Below are 16,745 nucleotides of genomic sequence, written 5' to 3'. Positions count from 1 at the left end.
GAGCACGAAAGCTTGATCATGTCACCGCTGTTGGCAAATGTCTCGTGGTGTTCTCGCGTCGGTCATTCGCGTCCTGAACAGCTCGGAAATGTCTGGTCGAATGGCCCTAGCCGCGGCGTCCGGGCTCCGTCGAAGTCGAGAACGGTCGTCGTGCCATCAGCTCATCTTGAAATCGCCGGATGGCTCCTGTGGATCTCGATCAACTTTCTGGGAGCATAATGGGACGGGACTGAGAAGATGGACATGGTTGGACAACTTGTTAGCCTCAAAGGCCACATGCATATCTGCCCCCTGGTCGAGCCTGGACCACGGCCGCATATCGGCGGCCCCGTGATCTTGACCGGTCAGAATTTTGTCTGCGTGGAGGGCGTTCCAATCGCCACCGTGAGCGACAGATGCCTATGTTCCGGCGCGCCGACAACCTCCGACAGCATTAAAGAAGGCTCTTCAATCGCGCGGATCAACGGCAAGAGGATTGCGCGGATGGGAGATTCCTGTTCACACGGTGGGCGCTTGGTTCAAGGCGTGCCGTGGATAACGTTCGAGTAACATCGCCGGCGAACGCGCTGGCGCCGACTCGAACTTCGAGACGCCGCGGCATCGTGCAGGGCAACGCCACGCCGCCGCTCGTGCCGATGCCGGAGGCGATGAAGCGAGAGCTTGAAGAATACCCCGGGCGTATTTGCGACCAATTCTGCGGCGGAGCGGGCAACAACTCAGGATGCGGGCGGCCGAGGCCGAGCACGACTGCGAGGACCACGTGATCGTTGCGATGCGCCAGACGGTGGTCTACTCCTGTGAGCTGAAATTAGACGATCTGGAATATTCAAACAGCTTGAAGGCTGTAGCCTCCCGCATTCAGCACCGGCAGACGTGGCGGCCGCGCAACGAGGGCACGCAAGCGCCGACGATACTTTAGTGGAGTGCGTACATAAATGGTCCCGTGCTCGCCACCCACGAACTGCCGTTGCAGAGAGGACGTGAAGCCGCTCCACGTTGGCACGGTGCCGTCGCCGACGTCCTCTTCCTCGATCGAGCGGGACGCAGTTTGCCGAGATGGACCGACGTGCTTGAGACGGCATGATCCGTGTCGTCTGGCGTCACTGGGTTAACAACGTCGGACGTCTGCGCCCCGGTAAGCTGGCAGATCCATTCCATAACATCGGCAGCAAACGCCACCAAACAGCGGCCGAAATCCTGATGGAGGTCGCACGGGACTTTTGAGGCCGATCGCGCTTCATGGTTTGCGATCAAAGGCTGGAGCTAACCAACCCGAGTGCTGGCTACATCGCCAACCATATGTCATTCATGCTCGATCTCCTGAAGGTGCCGCGTCCGCACGCAGGTGCCGTCGACGGCCGCAGACATCTTTGGGCAGTCGCAGCCTGGATTGCCGCCTTTCACTCCGGTAGGCGCAGGAGTCGCCACGAACTTCAATAGCCCTTGACTGTATCGCAATTGAGACACATATAGGGGGTCATATCGCCATTCGATGTGAGTGGGCCACCGGCGAGTTGTTCGTTATAAGGAGTCTTGATGTGGCTGCCACTAAAATGATTCATGTTCGGGTCGAAGATGACATTCGTGAAGAGGCTTCCTTGGTTCTTGGGTCGTTCGGTCTTTCGCTTTCGGATGCCGTTCGGGTGTTTCTTCATCGAGTTGTGGCGAGCCAAAGCTTTCCTCTCGAGCTCAAGGTTCCCAACGAAACAACCCGCGCCGCCCTGACGGAGGCTCGTGAGATCAGGAAGGCCCGTAAGGCTCGCTTTATGACACCGGATGAGCTTTTCGCCGAGCTGAACGGCAAGAAGTAAATTCAGCGAGCAAGCAGCTTGAAGAAACCGAGCGACGTCAGACGCACCTCCCTTCCAAGAGCATCGGAATACACCAGACAATTTCGAAAGGACTGGAACCGATACAATAAGGCCGGGAAAATGGATATGAGTCGCGCAATCGAATTGATGACGCTGATCATTCTGAAAAGGCCACTCGGCGCTGAGTGGGCCGACCACGAGCTCTCAGGTAGAGAGTGGAAAGTGGCGAGGGAAGCACATATCGGTGGTGACTTTCTCCTTGTCTATACTGCCGATGACGACTTCGTCGAATTTGTCAGGCTTGGCTCACATTCAGAGCTGTTTGGAAGATAAGGCGCGGCGCTGGCGCGCCCGACATCGCGATTTGTATACCGCAAAAAGGGCAGAGCCGCCCAAGGGAGATTGGGGGCTTTTGCTATCCAATGCCGCATATCTGCTTGTCACGAGCACAAGCGGTAGTTCTCGTCCAGGCTCGGGGATAATGGTTACCGCTTCGCGCGTCGAATAGAAAACCGCAATCGCCGCGGTAGTCCCATCCTCTTCGACGCGCTCAAGGTGGTATGCATCCCGCCGTTCCGGTCTATTTTTGTCAGTTAACTGTAAGCGGTTTCCGACGGCCGAACGCTCGCCCGCGAGTGGAGAAGGCTTGCGTTGCGCCTTAGCTCGTGAGCCCCCCAAAACACAAATATTTCAGGTCCAGGTAATCATCGACGCCGTATTTCGAACCTTCCCGGCCAAATCCTGACTGCTTGATACCCCCGAACGGCGCGACCTCAGTCGAAATGAGCCCGGTGTTGATGCCAACCATGCCATACTCCAAGGCCTCCGCGACGGCCCACACACGGCTCATGTCCTGGGCGTAGAAATAGGCCGCAAGCCCGAATTCGGTGTCATTTGCCATCTCAATGACGTCATTGACCGCATCGAAGCGGAACAAGGGCGCCAACGGCCCGAAAGTTTCTTCGCGGGCGACCGCCATCTTGGAGGTTACCCCGGTCAGGACAGTCGGCCAGATGAAATTGCCGCCAAGAGGGTGGTCTGGCCCACCCGCCACAATGCTGGCGCCCTGAGAGACTGCATTCTCAATGTGACGCCTGACCTTGGCCACGGCGCGGTCATCGACCAGCGGGCCGATCTCGGTGCCTTCCGCAAAGCCGTCACCAACTTTGAAGGCTTTGACGCGATGCGCGAGCTTGTCGGCGAACTCTTCGTAGATACCGCTCTGCACGTAAAGGCGATTGGCGCAGACACAGGTCTGGCCAGCATTGCGGAACTTGGAGACGAGGGCTCCTTCGACGGCCGCATCGACATCGGCGTCGTCGAAGACGATGAACGGTGCGTTGCCGCCCAGTTCCATGCTGAGCTTCATGACTTGCGCCGAGGCTTGCGCCATCAGGGTGCGGCCGACCTCGGTCGACCCGGTGAACGTGAGTTTGCGAACCTTCTCGTTTTCGCAAACCTCATCGCCGAAGTCCGAGCTCTTCGTGATCGGGACAACGCTCAATAGCCCGGACGGCACCCCTGCCCTTTCCGCAAGTACGGCGAGGGCCAAGGCGGAGAGTGGCGTCAGGGCTGCCGGTTTGAAGACGATCGAGCAGCCCACCGCCAGCGCCGGAGCGATCTTGCGCGCCACCATCGCCGAGGGAAAATTCCAGGGCGTAACAGCGCCGACGACCCCGACAGGTTGCTTGATCACGACGATCCGCTTGTCACGGGCATGACCGGGGATAGTGTCGCCATAGACGCGCTTGGCCTCTTCGCCGAACCACTCGATGTAGGACGCGCCATAGAGGATCTCGCCCTTGGACTCGGCGAACGGCTTCCCCATTTCAGCGGTCAGGATCGTCGCCAGGTCATCAAGATTGGCGATCGTCAGATCATACCAGCGCCGAATGACTGCAGCGCGCTCCTTGCCGGTACGGGCAGCCCACTCCTTCTGGACGACATAGGCCACATCGATCGCATTGGCGATGTCGGCTCGGGTAAAATCGGGCAGCCTGGCCAGCACTTCGCTGGTCGAAGGGTTGGTGACCTCGAAGGTTTGTCCGGACCGGGATTGGCCGAGCCACTCCTTGCCGATCAATCCCGCTTCCCGGATCAGATCCTTGTCCTTGATCTTGTTGAGGAGTGTCGCTGATACGGCCATGGTTAGACACCTTCACTGAGTTGCGAACGGCCCCGCGCGAGAAGTGCCCGGGCCTGGGCGATAATGGGAGCGTCGATCATCTTGCCGTCGACAAGGCGCGCTGCGCCGTCCCGGGCCGCGTCGACGACGCGCTGCGCCCAGCGCAGTTGCTGTTCACTCGGCTGGAAAGCCGAGATGACATGGGAAGTCTGGGCAGGGTGTATGCAAAGCTTCCCGCCGGCCCCATGATCTAAGGCCTGCTGGCATTCGGTGGCCAGTCTGGCGGTGTCCGTGACCTCGAAGGATGGGCCATCCAACGGCAGGGGCATGCCGGCGGCCCTGCTCGCCACCGCCAGCCGCATCATGGCATGCGCTTTGAGGTCATTGGAGGCGGGCACACCCAAGTCCAGCGCAAAATCTGCGGGTCCGAAGGCCAGTCTCGCGACATGCGAATGAGCGGCCAGCGCCCCCGCCGCCTGCAGCCCTCGCGCCGTCTCGATCAGCGCCATGATCTCGATGTCGTCACCCAAAATCCGAACCATCGCGTCGAGGATCGCCGCGGACTCCGCTTTTGGCAGGCAGATGCGCCGAAGCCCGAGCGCCCCGACTGCAGCAAGGTCAGTCGTGTACCAGCTGCTGTCTTGGCTGTTGATCCGAACGTAGGTGGGGTTCCGCAATGTCAGGGCATGGTGAAGGTTGGACCGGGCGCCATCCTTGGCGGCGGGCGCAACGGCGTCCTCAAGATCGATAATAATCGCGTCGGCTCCGGACCGGTCGGCCTTTTCAAAACGCTCTGGCCGGTCGGCCGGAACGAACAAAGGCGCGACAGGCGTAAAATGCAAGTCACCCTGCGCAGACATCAGGCCACACCCCGGTCGATATCGGCTTCCATGTGCACGGCGCCGCTCCCGCCTTGCGTCCAGAGTCGCTGACCATCGATGCCGACCCTGACGGTCAGTTCACGGTCTACAATCGCCGGAGCTATCCCGCGGTAGCGAAACGTCAGGGGTATACCGGCGCCTTGGGACGCCGCGAGGTTGAGGAGAAGCGTTGCCTGGAGGGGGCCATGGACAACCAACCCCTCATAGCCTTCAGCCTCGGTCGCGTAAGGCAGATCGTAGTGGATACGGTGACCGTTAAAGGTGATCGCAGAGTAGCGGAAGAGCAACGTGGACGAAGGAACGACAGACCACACTTGCGCTGCTGGCCGGATTGCCGTGGGCTCGGCCGGTGAGGTGTTTCGAGACACGCCATTTCCCGAGATCGCAGCTTCCCGATAAACGATGTCCTGCCGTTCACTCAGTGCGAGACCACGATCGGAATGATAAGCGTGGCCGACCGCGACGAACCAGAGTTCACCGGATCGGCCTTGCTTGCGCACTATGTCCAGGATGGTGGACGCCTTGCGGACTTTGTCACCGACCCTAAGGTGATCATGCAGCTGAAGTTCACCACCAGCCCACATGCGGCGCGGCAGCGGCACAGGCGGCAACGACAGGTTCTTGGCGGGGTGTCCGTCAGCACCCAACTGGTCCATGCCGGCGATTGCCGGCGACAGGCACCAATGGATGCCCAACGAGGCGGCATCTGCGGGCAGCGGCGCTAGATGCGGTTCGAAAATGGCGCGGAAGCTCATCACGAGGCGCTCCGAAACGACATCGATGCTTTCGCTCTGACGGCCAATCCATTCTGCCGATAGCTTCTGTTCGGTCGCGTCCACTGGCCTTTACCGTCAGTACGAACGTGGCATCCCGAGCACATGCTCGGAGAGGTAGGACAGGATGAGGTTCGTCGAGATCGGCGCAACCTGGTAAAGCCTGGTCTCGCGAAACTTGCGTTCGACGTCATATTCTTCAGCGAATCCGAAACCGCCATGCGTCTGGATACAGGCGTTCGCGGCTTCATTGGAAGCATCAGCAGCCAGCATCTTGGCCATGTTCGCTTCAGCGCCGCAGTCCTGACCGGCCTCATAGAGCCGCGTGGCTTCGCGGACCATGAGTTCGGCTGCACGCATGTTCGCGTAAGCCTTAGCGATGGGAAACTGGACGCCTTGGTTGGCGCCGATGGCCCGGCCGAAGACGTTGCGGTCGCATGCGTAAGTGGAAGCCTTGTTGATCAGCCACTTGGCGTCGCCGACACATTCGGCGGCGATCAGGATCCGCTCGGCATTCATCCCGGAGAGGATATACCGGAAACCCTTGCCTTCCTCACCGATCAGGTTTTCGGCAGGGATCTTCACATTATCGAAAAAGACCTCCGTCGTGGAATGGTTCATCATCGTCCGGATCGGCCGGATTGAGAGACCCTGCTTGAGTGCTTCCTGCATATCAAGAATGAACACAGATAGGCCGTCAGTGCGCTTTGCGACCTGATCCTTCGGGGTGGTCCGGGCGAGCAGCAGCATGAGATCCGAGTACTCGGCCCGGCTGGTCCAGATTTTCTGACCGTTGACCACGTAGTGATCGCCGTTCTTCCGTGCGAAGGTACGGATTGAAGTGGTGTCGGTGCCGCTGGTCGGCTCGGTTACACCGAACGCCTGCAGCCTCAATTCTCCGGAGGCGATTTGCGGAAGATAGCACTGCTTCTGCGATTCATTGCCGTGGCGAAGCACCGTGCCCATGACATACATCTGCGCATGGCAAGCCGCACCATTGCATCCCGCCCGTTGAATCTCCTCGAGCACGGCGGCCGCTGCCGAAAGCGTCAAGCCCGACCCGCCATATTCCTCGGGGATCAGCGTCGCAAGGTAGCCGGCCTCGGTCAACGCGTTGACGAAATCCACGGGGTAGGCGCGGCCGGCATCGAGCTTGCGCCAGTATTCGCCCGGAAACCGCTCGCAGAGCCGGCGCACGGCGTCGCGGATGTCCTCGTTGTCAAAGTCCTTGAACATCAGGCGCTCCGCGCGGCATGAACCTGGGGAGGCGCGTCCCCAGCGGTTTCAAACAGACCCAGCGAGCGCACCGGACGGTTGTCGGTAAGGCCCAGGATAGCGCCGATCAGGTCGTCGGCACGGGCTTGCGAAGTGCCGCCGGCGACGAGCTGCGTGCGCGCCTTCTGAGACAGCTCGGCTGCCGTCACCGGGTTATCGGGATCGCCCTTGGCGTCGTGTCGGGCGGCGAAAAAGCGTCTGCCGGAAGCCGTCTCGACGATCACCTCGGCACCCCACGATTCCGGATAGGCGGCATCGATCGACGGCGCCAGCTCGACCCTGACCTTCTTGCGTTCGCCGACCATTCGTTGCCGTGCATCAGCATCGAAGCTGGCCTGATCGACGCGGCCGTCCGCGAGCGCTATCGCCACCGTGTGCTGCAGCGAGAATTTGGCACTGTACGGATCTTCCGGAATGGGCCGGTCGCACACGTCAAGGGCCGCCCGGTAAGCCCCGACATGAACCCTTGCGATGGCTTCCCCGGCGATCTCGTTGTGCAAGGCGATCGCGCCGTCGATCGCCGGATGGGTGTGTCTGCAGCACGGCCATGGCTTGATCGAGGTCTTGATCAGTTGCCAGGCCCGCTCAGGCCCTGCCGTGACGGCCTCCGGAATCGGGTCCGGACACAGACCGGCGTAGAAGCCCTTCTCGCCTTCCAGGATGTTCTGCGCGCCCGTGAATCCTTCCTTGGCCAGGAACGAAGCGATGACGCCTGATTCCGCAGCCCTGGCGGTGTGGAGATGCTTGCTCATGGCGCCTTCGGCAAGGAACTCCCAAAGACCCGATGACTGGGTACCCGCATTCCCAAGCGCCCATACGGTCCTGGTGTCGTCGAGGCCGAGGAGCTCCGCCACGGCAAACGCCGCACCGAACGGCCCGCAGGTCGAGGTGTTGTGCCAGACCCGGTAATGCTTCTTGCCGACGGAGGTGCCGACCCGGCAGCAGGCCTCGTATCCTGCGAGAACCGCGCGAAGAAACGCTTTACCGCCAAGATCGTGGTCGTGGGCTACCGCCCAGGCCGCAGGAATGACGACACTGCCGGGATGGGTCACCGAGTCCCGGTGGAGGTCATCCATCTCCAAGATATGTGCTAGGCCGCCCAGGTAGAACGCCTTGCGGGCGGTATCGGTTTGCGCCGGCGGGGCGACCACCTTCAGCATGCGGGCGGGCTCGGTTGGCAATGCGCCGAGGGCGCAGCCGAGCGTATCCAGGACGAATAGCGATGCCCATTCGAGGTCGCGGTCGGTCACTGGCTTTTCACGGATCAACCGTGTCAGGTCGCGGGTCAAGCTCATAGTGCTGCATTTCCTATCCGTTTGGGACCTACCATATCTGGAGGACCGAACTCTTGCCGCAAAGCCCCATCGTGTTCCCCGAGCGAAGGCACACTGCCAAGCACGGGACGCATGCCATTGACAGTGACCGGCGGCGCAAACAGCTCAACCGGACCAACTGCGGTCTCAACCGATACTTTGGTGGCACTGCGATGCACCGCCAGTTCCGCCATGGTCGACACACGGCCATAGGCAATTCTGACGTTGTCAAGCAATTCGCATAATGCAGACATGGTGTAGGTCGCCAAGATCGCCTGCACGCATGCGTCAAGCGGCTCGCGGTTTTTGATGCGAAGCACGTTGCGCTCGAATCTCGGGTCCGTTGCAACCGACGGCCGGCGCAGGACACTGTCGCAGAAGACGACCCATTCGCGTTCGTTCTGGACGGCGATCAGGATTTCCCCGTCACTCACCTGAAACAGCCCGTAGGGCGCGATCGAGGGGTGGGCGAGCCCAAGCCGCCGCGGCTCCTTGCCACCGTAGTGGCGCGCCAGATATGGCACGTTCATGTATTCGGCGAGGGTGTCGAAAAGGGAAAGCTGCAGGTGAGCCCCGTCCCCAGTTCGGCTGCGCATGATCAGGGCTTCGAGGATAGCGGCGTAGGCCCCCTGTCCCGTAGCGATATCGGAGATCGATATGCCGACCCGGGTCGGGCCAGAAGTTGCGGACCCAGTGACCCCCGCCAAGCCCGCTTCCGCCTGGATCAGCAGATCGTAGGCTTTCCGCTCGTGGTCGGGTGTTCCGGGTGCGTAGCCACCGATGTCACACACGATTAGCCTGGGGAACCGCCGCCTGAGGTCGGCGCTGCCGATGCCCAACCTGTCGGTTGCGCCAGGTGCGAGGTTCTGGACGAACACGTCGGCGGTGGCGAGCATGGATTCGACCAGCGCAAGATCATCCGGCTGCTTCAGATCGACGGTGCAGGATTGCTTGCCGCGGTTGTTCCAGATGAAATAGCTGGAGAGGCCGTGAACATAATCGTCATAGCCGCGCGCGAAGTCGCCCTCGGGGCGCTCGAGCTTGATGACCCGCGCGCCCGCGTCGGCCAGACGGGACGTCGCCAAAGGCGCGGCCACGGCTTGCTCCAGCGAGATGACGGTCGTTCCCTCCAGCGCGCCTGGCATGGCTCGCTCCTTATGCTGCTTTTCCGATACCATCGCACCGGAAGGGGTCCTTCCGTCAAATAGCGTTTTGTAATGGGAGGTATAGCGAAACGGTACAGTCGGCCGCCCGCCTGCAGCACCCTAGCCGAAGAGGTTGGGTCGCTGGTTTTCGTTGGGTAGCTCTGCGCTCCAGACCTGGTCCTTGACCAGCTGGCGAAGGATCTCCCACGATAGCTGCCCGACGGCGCGGGGCGCTGTCTGCAACGCCCGTTCGGTCGAGTAAGCCAGGTACACTTTACGTGTAATTGGCGGGTTTTGGAAACTCCACGCCCGAAACAAGCCGGCCTGCGCCTCAGCGTTGATCGCCATCCGCGGCAGGATCCCGTAACCGATGCCACGTGTCACCAATCTCTTGATTTGGGTGTAGGAGTCGATTTCGATCGCCGGGTTGATGGCGACCTGGACTGACGTTGCCACGGCTTCGATCAGTTCTCGCAGGCCGTGGCCCGGGCCCGGCACAACGAGGGGCAGTCCGGCGACGTCACGAAGCTCCACAGAAGAGCCCTGCAAGTCGGCCTGGCCCTGCATCGACGGGCCGGCAAAGAGACAGATTTCCTCGGACAAGCCGTGATGTACCGCGAGCCCCCGGGGATCCGAAGTTGCATAAATCATCGCGAGGTCAACCTCCCCGCGCTTCAACCATTCCAGAATGTAGCCGCTCATCGCCTCAACGATGCGGATGCGCACCTCGGGGAACCGCTCGCGGGCGGCCTCGATCAGCGGCGCCGCAAGAAGCTCGCTCACTGTACCCGGTAGGCCGAAACGCACTTCGCCGCGAGGGGCTATGGCGGCGCCCCGGACACTGTCGTTAATTTCGGCAAACTCGGCAAGGATGCGCTTGGCATGCACCATCAGCCGCGTGCCCGCTTCGGTCGCACTGACGCCGTGCGGCCCGCGATGCAGGAGAGCAAGGCCAAGCTCCTCTTCCATGTGCCTGACATGCTGGCTCAACGCGGGTTGTGCTACATGAAGCTGCGTCGCGGCTTTCGAGAACGAGCCGCTCTCGACGACCTTGGAAAAATATCTTAGCTGCCGAAGATCCAAAACGCCTCCCTACGCTCTACGGAGGGCTAGCGTATAACATTTCGTTATTGAGGGAACGACAAAAACCGGCGGTCCGTCTATCCCTGTCCCAACAAGACCACGTCGGCGCTGCCCATGGATCTTTTGATCCGTCCCGCCTGCCGGCGGACTTCGTCAATCAAGGCGGTGAGCACCACTTTCCGGGGGCTGCCTCCCTGGGGCCGCACCACGGCTATAGTGCGGACCATGGCGCTGTCGGCGATCGCATAAGCGCTCAGCACGTGCCCGGCCAGTTCACGCGTGACGCTCGAGTGCGGCAGAATGGTTGCGTACTGGGTGGTTTTGTCCGCAATGACAGCTTTTACGGCGTTGAGCGAGTCGAGTTCGAGTTCCGGCTGCAGCGCGATGCCACGCTCGCGATAGACCCGATCGATGATCCGCCGCAGTTCATGGATTTCGCTCGGCAATATCAACTTTAACCGGCTGATGTCACTCAGCTGGCGCGGCGCGTCGACCTGAGCGCGGGTATAAGAGGTTACCAGCACGAGGCGCTCTGCGAACAGATCCACGATGTCGAGCTGATCCGTCGCACTCGGCCGATAGGTGAGCGCAGCGTCGAGGCGGCCGCCGCGCATGAGACTGGCAAGGTCGCCGCTGTAGGCTTCGACAACATTCAGCGTCACACCCTGATACTGGGCTTCAACAAAATTGCGTATGTCTTCCAGAAACAGCGGCACAATGGTCGGGCATATGCCAAGTGAGATCTCGCCTTTGAGCTTATCCGAGCGCTGGCGCACCTCACGGACCGCATGATCGAGCCCATCGATGTGCAGGCGCGACTGGCCAAGGAGGAACCGTCCTTCGGCCGTAGGCTCGGCACCGCGCCCACTTCGGTTAATCAACGAGATACCGACTTCCTTTTCGAGCAGCTTGATTTGTCGCGTCAGGGACGGCTGGGCGACCCCTATGGATTGGGACGCGCGGGAGAAGCCGCCGTGCTCGCAAACCGCGATGAAATAGCGCAGACGCCTGAGGTCGATGCCTTCCATGCCCTGCCCCGGTTACCGGCCGGTCACGCGGTCGAGGAGCCGTGCGATCCACGGGGTCGAAACTGGCTCTAACAATGGGTTCACCTCCGGCACGAGGACGATCCCGTGGCTAGGACGTTCATCGATAACGGACAGGCGTCCTTGATAGGCCAACCACCACACGATGAATACGCCGACAAACCAGAACAGGACCTGCCAGATCAGCAGCGAAGGCACTCCCGGTGCCACCACCGTGCCAGCAAAAATCGGCTCGCTGAAAAATGTGTTGCCGAGGATTGCACCGGGGCCGAGCGCGAAAAACGCCCACAGAAGTGTCAGGGCCCATTTGGCCGTTGTGGCCGCCTGGCTCCCGTTACGCGCCGGCTGGCTCTCCTCAAAGGCGTCATGGAGGCGATCCCTGCGATCCCGCTCGGCGCCGCTGCGAGTAAACAGGGACACAAGGAGGCACGCCGTAAAATTGGTCGCAAGTCCCCATCCCGCCGAATGGACCGACAAGGGCCAGCGACCCCATGGCAGGTCGACGAAGAGCCGCTCGAACAGCACCAGCCCAAAGCTCTCGGTGAACACCACACAAAGGCTTCCGACAATCAAACCGGCCAGAACACCGCTGCGGCTGATCCAACGCATCCAGCACAACCCGAGCACCGCAGGCAGCAGCTGCATGGACAGGCTGAGCGTGAGGGATGAGAAGATTGTAGCGCTGAGGGGCGCAAAGCTCGCGACGGCAGCGACTGCTCCGTAGACGAGCGCCAGGGTCACGCGCGCGGCAAACCGCGTCGAACGCTGGTCCATGCCCGGGATAATGTATCGTGACGTCAGCTCGATGGTGCACACCGATGCACCTGATCCGGCAAAGAATGCGACGGCGATCTGGCTCGACGCGACCAGAAGAAGTGTAAAGCCCACCGCCACCATCGGATCGAGCGTTGCCAGTCGTGTCGTGAAGGCTGTCAGCGAGCCACTGGCCGCAATCTCCGCGGCCAGAACCGGCCCGATCAGTATCAGGGTGCCAGCCGCGAGGCCCGCGATCATCCAGACCTGGCCAAATGCAAGGCCGCGGCGCGGCGCACTTGTCACGCCCAGAAAGCTGAAGCCGGGACTGATGGCGATGCCGCCCAGAGACAGGGCGAACGTCAGTCCCGCGAAGGTGGTCCAGAGCCCCCCGGCCGGCAGCTCCTTGCCAATGCCGGCGCTAAACTGGATCACGCCCGGGATCTTGTCCGGCAGCACACCGCTGGCTGTACCAATCCCGTTGACGGCGAATGCCAATTTGTCGAGCGTAATGCCCGTGAACCCGCCGAAAAATACCATGAGGGCCAGGACCAGCAGGGACTGGGCGGCGACAAGATAGGCAATCCCGCGCCAGCCTCCGATCACGCTGCAGAGGAACAGGACGAACGCGATCGACCAGATTGCGAGACCGGACGGAACGTCGTTGGCGGTCGCGGCGCTCACCAGGGCACCCGCCTGAGACAGGCACATCGCTGCAAAGGGGATGCTGAAAAGGAACAGCACGAGCAGCAAATAGATGCGAAGGGTCGTGCTACCGAAGTAATCGCCCAGCAGGTCACCAAGCGTGCGCAGCGAGGTCAGCCGGGCGGCAAGCCAGACCCGCTTCTGCGTGATGGCAGCGCAAAGGGCGATACAGATGAGACCGACTGCAACCTGGTTATATTGAAGGCCGAAGGTGGCGAGTAAAAGCAGGTGATCGGGAAGGCTGAGGCTGGCCAAGGTGATGCCGGCGCCGGCGAAGATGGTCACCCATGGCGGCAATGCCAGGCCCGCGTCGACGAAATCACCGGGTTGCTGGGTGTGACGGCCGCTGATGGTCGCAAGGTAAAGGCCCAGGACCGCGACAATGCCGAGCACGGAAACCAAGAGCGGGGTCATATATGGTCTCCCGGCGAGCGTGAGCGGAAGTCCCGGATAACGTCGAACGCTGCGAAGGCCTGCCGTGCCCCGTACCGGGTGATCAGGTAGAAAACGACCACGGCCCCCGTTGTGATAAAACCGATGCTCAGCGGCAAGAAGTTGTGCGCGGCAAACGACGCGCTAACCAGCGAGAGGACAACGAACAACACAAGCGCGAGTCCGTAGATGACCAGGCCGAGCCCCAGTTCTCGGGGCGAGAAACCCGTCCCGTAGACCACATTGACGATCACGTGGGCGACAAAGCCTGCCAGAATGGCCGCGAACCCGGCAAGGATATAGGGTGTTCCGCCCCGGCCAAATCCATACTCAAACAGGATCGCGGCGGGCATGGCCGCTGCCAACCAGCAGGCCATGACCAAGGCGTGGCGGTCCAGCGCTTCGTTTTTGCCGAGCGGGGTCATCGGTTGCTCTCGCTAGTTTCGTACGCGCTCAGTCGTCCTTGTCCTTCGGCGCATCCGGACCCTGGAAGTTCCGGAACGACATGCCGCCGGCGCTTCCGAGGTTTTCGATCGGCAGTCCCAGGTCCTTCATGAGACCGTCTACGAAGGCGACCTGAGTGCGATACTTCATGGCGGAATTCACCACACGGTCTGTCATGTTGCCGCCGCCAGAGCCGCCCTCTCCCCCGCCACCCATCTCGGACGGGCTGTTGAGACCCGGCAGCCCGTCGACCTGGAGGATCTTGATCGATTCGATGTTTTCCATCGGCTTGACCGTTTCGCGGATGATGCTCGGCAGATTGCTGACGAGGTTTTCGTAGATGGCACTGCGTCTGCTGGCATCCGAACGGGTGTTTTCGGACTCGTTGAGCATGCGCTTCCCGGCGGCGTCCTTGGCATAGCGGACCTCGGCCGCATTGGAGTCGGCGATTTCCGCCAGCGCCCTGAGTTCCGTGGCTTCCTTCTCGGCCTTTGCCGAAGAAACGACGCGTTGGGCGTCACGCTCGACCCTGGACGAGGACTGAATGAGCTCGATCCGCTTGATGCGTTCGGCCACCTCTTCTTCGCGTGCGCTGTTGACCTGCTCTTCCTGTTCAACCTGTTTTTTCAGGGCTTCCGCAGCCTCGGTCTTTGCGTAGGCTTCCTCGATCGACTTGTTGATCACCGCGATCAGGCGCTCCTTGTCGATGATTTCGACTTCCTTCTGCTGCTCGATCTCAAACTTATCGACAAACTTCCGCGCAGCGATGCGCAACTCGTCGATCTGGCGGTTGGCGGCGATCGACGCGTCCTGAATCTCCTGAAACGCCTTGGTTTCGGCGAGCTTGATCTTCTGGTTTTTCTCGATCTCGAGCTGCACGATTTCCTCGTCGACCCTCAATCGTTCGACATCGACATCGTAACGTTTCTTCAGGCGCGCCTTTTCCTGGTCAGCCTCAGCAAGTTCGTTGCTGATGCGAACCTCTTTCGACTTCGCCACGGCGAGCAATTCAATGGTTTTATCGGTTTCAATACGGTGCGACTCGGTTATCCGCTGGTTCTCCAGTTTGGCCTGGTCGATCTCTGCCGATGACGTCGTCTCGATGATCGACAGCTCCTGACGCGAACGGATTTCAAACTCCTTCACATGCTGCTCGTTGTCGATCCGCTCCGCCTCAACTTCCCGGCGGTTCTGGATCCTCTGCATCTCGAGCTCACGGCGCGACATAATCTCCGTCAATTCGGTCTCTTGCTGTTTCCTGATCTCCAATGACCGCACCTCCGACTGAGTGTTGATCCGTTCGGAATCGATGAGCCGGTCCTTGGCGATACGAATCCGCTCGCCTTCTTGTTCGCTGCGGATCCTGGCGTTCTGAATACTGATTGTGGAACTAGATCTCTCGGCCTCAATCTCGGCCAGTTGGGCGGCTTTACGGATTTCGATCGCTTGCGTCTGTTCGATGCGGGCGTATTCGAGGTCACGCTCGATCTCCAGAGACCGCTGCTCGGTCTCGAAATCCTTGAGCTTGATGCCGATCCGCGATTCGTTTTCGATGCGGTTGCGAAGCTGGCGGCGCTCTTCGATCTGCTCGGTCAGCTGCGTCAGGCCTTCGGCATCGAACGCATTGGAGGGATCAAATACGGAGATGTCGGTCTGGTTGAGGCTCGTCAGAGAGGCATTTTCAAGCTCGAGGCCATTCGACCCCAGGGTCGTCGCCGCCAGGGCGGCCGCCTCACTCATGTAGCGGCCGCGATTGGTGTGGATTTCATCCATGGTCATCGTGGAGGCGATGGCCGACATCGCATCGATGAACCGGCCCTGAACGATCTCCTTCAGCGCGGCAGGGTTCTGGGTGCGGTCACCGAGGGTGCGGGCCGCAGTCGACACCCCGGCTTCCGTCGGCACCACCCGCACGAAGAACTCGGCGATGATGTCGATGCGCATTTTGTTCCTGGTGATCAGGGATTGCTCGCCGAGCCTCCGGATCTCCACCGGGATCGCGTTCATGTTGACGCGCGTGATGTCGTGGACAATCGGGATGATCAGCGCACCACCGCCCATGACCACCCGCTCGCCGCCGAGGCCGGTTCGGACGAAGGACTGGTCTTTTGACGAGTGTCTGTAAAGCCAGTGCAGCAGATAGACACCGATCGCGATGATGATCGTTATGAGAATAACGACTGCGATCACATCAGAGCCATTCATGGGACGATCCTCCACTTAACCGCGGGCGCCGAGCAGGTTGGCGCGAAAGATTGACAGCCTTCAGAAACGCTCCTCGCCGGCGACGGCGAGGACGATCATTGAGACAGCGATGAGATTGATAAGGTCAGCAACGGTGTAGAGCACAATGATCGGTGCCACGTGTCCCGTGCCGATAACGACATCCACGAAATGCAGGATCGGGTAAATCACCCAACCGATGGTCATGATCAGCCTGATCCAGAAATAACCGAGCCGGATGGGCCGCGTCGACTTGCCAACGGCATCTGCCATGGCGCCGAAATACAATTCACCCAGGATATAAAGCCAGAACGCGATCGACAGCAGCACGCCAAGGGTTGGGTTGAAAAGCCGTGCATCACCGAGGTAGCGAGCAAGCACCATCAGGATTGCCGCGGCCAGTGTCCGCCAGAACACGCCCACGGGCACTTTCCCTGCAATGCAGGTAAAGAAAAACACCGATGCGACCTGCATCGGCTGGACCACGAACCACGCGACGTAGCGTGAGGCGGCGCTGAGCTGCTGGCCCACCAGCCAGATGTTGGAGGCAGCATAGTATTCAAGGCCCGACGCCAGGAGCGCAACGGCTGACAGCGCCAGGGGAACCCGCCAGCGCTCTGACGTCCATGTCAGGCCCAGCATTGCCAGGGCAGCTGTGGCAAACATGGCAAGGGTTGCAACGCTGAGCGCGGTGCTGACCACGGCGCTGGACTGAAAGAGTGTTCCAAACATGGGC

At 60.9% G+C, this 16,745-nt stretch carries 17 protein-coding genes; 5 read left to right on the top strand and 12 right to left on the bottom strand.

Annotated features, from left to right (window positions below; translation table 11 throughout):
- The 5 genes from ACFFNA_RS22725 to ACFFNA_RS22705 form a co-directional block, all read left to right on the top strand.
- The coding region (locus ACFFNA_RS22725; protein ID WP_378921791.1) for a hypothetical protein at positions 1–219 on the top strand (219 nt) is incomplete at its 5' end.
- An 18-nt stretch (positions 220–237) separates the two neighbouring features.
- Positions 238–549 (top strand): PAAR domain-containing contractile injection system baseplate protein, encoded by a 312-nt coding sequence (locus tag ACFFNA_RS22720; RefSeq protein WP_378921789.1) that lies wholly within the window; start codon positions 238–240, stop codon positions 547–549.
- A gap of 531 nt (positions 550–1,080) precedes the next feature.
- Positions 1,081–1,224: a hypothetical protein gene (locus ACFFNA_RS22715; protein ID WP_167392285.1), complete on the top strand. Its 144-nt coding sequence runs from the start codon at positions 1,081–1,083 to the stop codon at positions 1,222–1,224.
- A gap of 314 nt (positions 1,225–1,538) precedes the next feature.
- On the top strand, positions 1,539–1,811 hold the full coding sequence (locus ACFFNA_RS22710) for a type II toxin-antitoxin system RelB/DinJ family antitoxin (RefSeq protein WP_245331265.1): 273 nt from the start codon (positions 1,539–1,541) through the stop codon (positions 1,809–1,811).
- A gap of 18 nt (positions 1,812–1,829) precedes the next feature.
- Entirely contained in the window at positions 1,830–2,144 is a 315-nt protein-coding gene (locus tag ACFFNA_RS22705) for a type II toxin-antitoxin system YafQ family toxin (protein ID WP_210200184.1), read from the top strand.
- Positions 2,145–2,469: 325 nt separating this feature from the next.
- Here ACFFNA_RS22705 and ACFFNA_RS22700 read toward each other — a convergent pair whose 3' ends face one another.
- From ACFFNA_RS22700 to ACFFNA_RS22645, 12 genes are all read right to left on the bottom strand, one after another.
- Complete coding sequence (locus tag ACFFNA_RS22700) at positions 2,470–3,957, bottom strand: NAD-dependent succinate-semialdehyde dehydrogenase (protein ID WP_095090173.1); 1,488 nt, start codon at positions 3,955–3,957, stop codon at positions 2,470–2,472.
- Between the two features lie 2 nt (positions 3,958–3,959).
- Entirely contained in the window at positions 3,960–4,796 is an 837-nt protein-coding gene (locus ACFFNA_RS22695; protein WP_095090175.1) for an HpcH/HpaI aldolase/citrate lyase family protein, read from the bottom strand.
- Complete coding sequence (locus ACFFNA_RS22690; RefSeq protein ID WP_378921785.1) at positions 4,796–5,656, bottom strand: HTD2 family dehydratase; 861 nt, start codon at positions 5,654–5,656, stop codon at positions 4,796–4,798. Before ACFFNA_RS22690 ends, ACFFNA_RS22695 begins: the two co-directional genes overlap by 1 nt.
- A 12-nt stretch (positions 5,657–5,668) precedes the next feature.
- On the bottom strand, positions 5,669–6,826 hold the full coding sequence (locus tag ACFFNA_RS22685) for an acyl-CoA dehydrogenase family protein (protein ID WP_095090180.1): 1,158 nt from the start codon (positions 6,824–6,826) through the stop codon (positions 5,669–5,671).
- A complete protein-coding gene (locus tag ACFFNA_RS22680) occupies positions 6,826–8,160 on the bottom strand; it encodes an MmgE/PrpD family protein (RefSeq protein WP_095090184.1) in 1,335 nt (444 codons plus the stop codon). The genes ACFFNA_RS22685 and ACFFNA_RS22680 overlap by 1 nt, the downstream gene beginning before the upstream one ends.
- On the bottom strand, positions 8,157–9,323 hold the full coding sequence (locus tag ACFFNA_RS22675) for a CaiB/BaiF CoA transferase family protein (protein WP_095090511.1): 1,167 nt from the start codon (positions 9,321–9,323) through the stop codon (positions 8,157–8,159). Before ACFFNA_RS22675 ends, ACFFNA_RS22680 begins: the two co-directional genes overlap by 4 nt.
- A 120-nt stretch (positions 9,324–9,443) precedes the next feature.
- The gene (locus tag ACFFNA_RS22670; RefSeq protein WP_378921782.1) at positions 9,444–10,406 is read right to left on the bottom strand and encodes a LysR family transcriptional regulator; all 963 of its coding nucleotides are present in this window, start codon (positions 10,404–10,406) and stop codon (positions 9,444–9,446) included.
- Between the two features lie 77 nt (positions 10,407–10,483).
- Positions 10,484–11,434 carry a LysR family transcriptional regulator gene (locus ACFFNA_RS22665; protein ID WP_378921780.1) on the bottom strand — a complete coding sequence of 317 codons (951 nt, stop codon included), beginning with the start codon at positions 11,432–11,434 and terminating at the stop codon, positions 10,484–10,486.
- A gap of 12 nt (positions 11,435–11,446) precedes the next feature.
- Positions 11,447–13,324: a hypothetical protein gene (locus ACFFNA_RS22660; protein ID WP_378921778.1), complete on the bottom strand. Its 1,878-nt coding sequence runs from the start codon at positions 13,322–13,324 to the stop codon at positions 11,447–11,449.
- Positions 13,321–13,767 carry a hypothetical protein gene (locus ACFFNA_RS22655; RefSeq protein WP_095090196.1) on the bottom strand — a complete coding sequence of 149 codons (447 nt, stop codon included), beginning with the start codon at positions 13,765–13,767 and terminating at the stop codon, positions 13,321–13,323. The genes ACFFNA_RS22660 and ACFFNA_RS22655 overlap by 4 nt, the downstream gene beginning before the upstream one ends.
- Positions 13,768–13,795: 28 nt before the next feature.
- Positions 13,796–15,991: a flotillin family protein gene (locus tag ACFFNA_RS22650; protein ID WP_095090197.1), complete on the bottom strand. Its 2,196-nt coding sequence runs from the start codon at positions 15,989–15,991 to the stop codon at positions 13,796–13,798.
- A gap of 60 nt (positions 15,992–16,051) precedes the next feature.
- The gene (locus tag ACFFNA_RS22645) at positions 16,052–16,741 is read right to left on the bottom strand and encodes a bacteriorhodopsin (protein ID WP_095090198.1); all 690 of its coding nucleotides are present in this window, start codon (positions 16,739–16,741) and stop codon (positions 16,052–16,054) included.
- Positions 16,742–16,745 lie beyond the last annotated feature (4 nt).

The organism is Mesorhizobium kowhaii (assembly GCF_042431665.1).
In the GTDB taxonomy this organism is placed as follows: domain Bacteria; phylum Pseudomonadota; class Alphaproteobacteria; order Rhizobiales; family Rhizobiaceae; genus Mesorhizobium; species Mesorhizobium kowhaii.
Note: the sequence above shows the minus strand (reverse complement) of the source record. Positions and strands in the feature narration are given on the sequence as shown.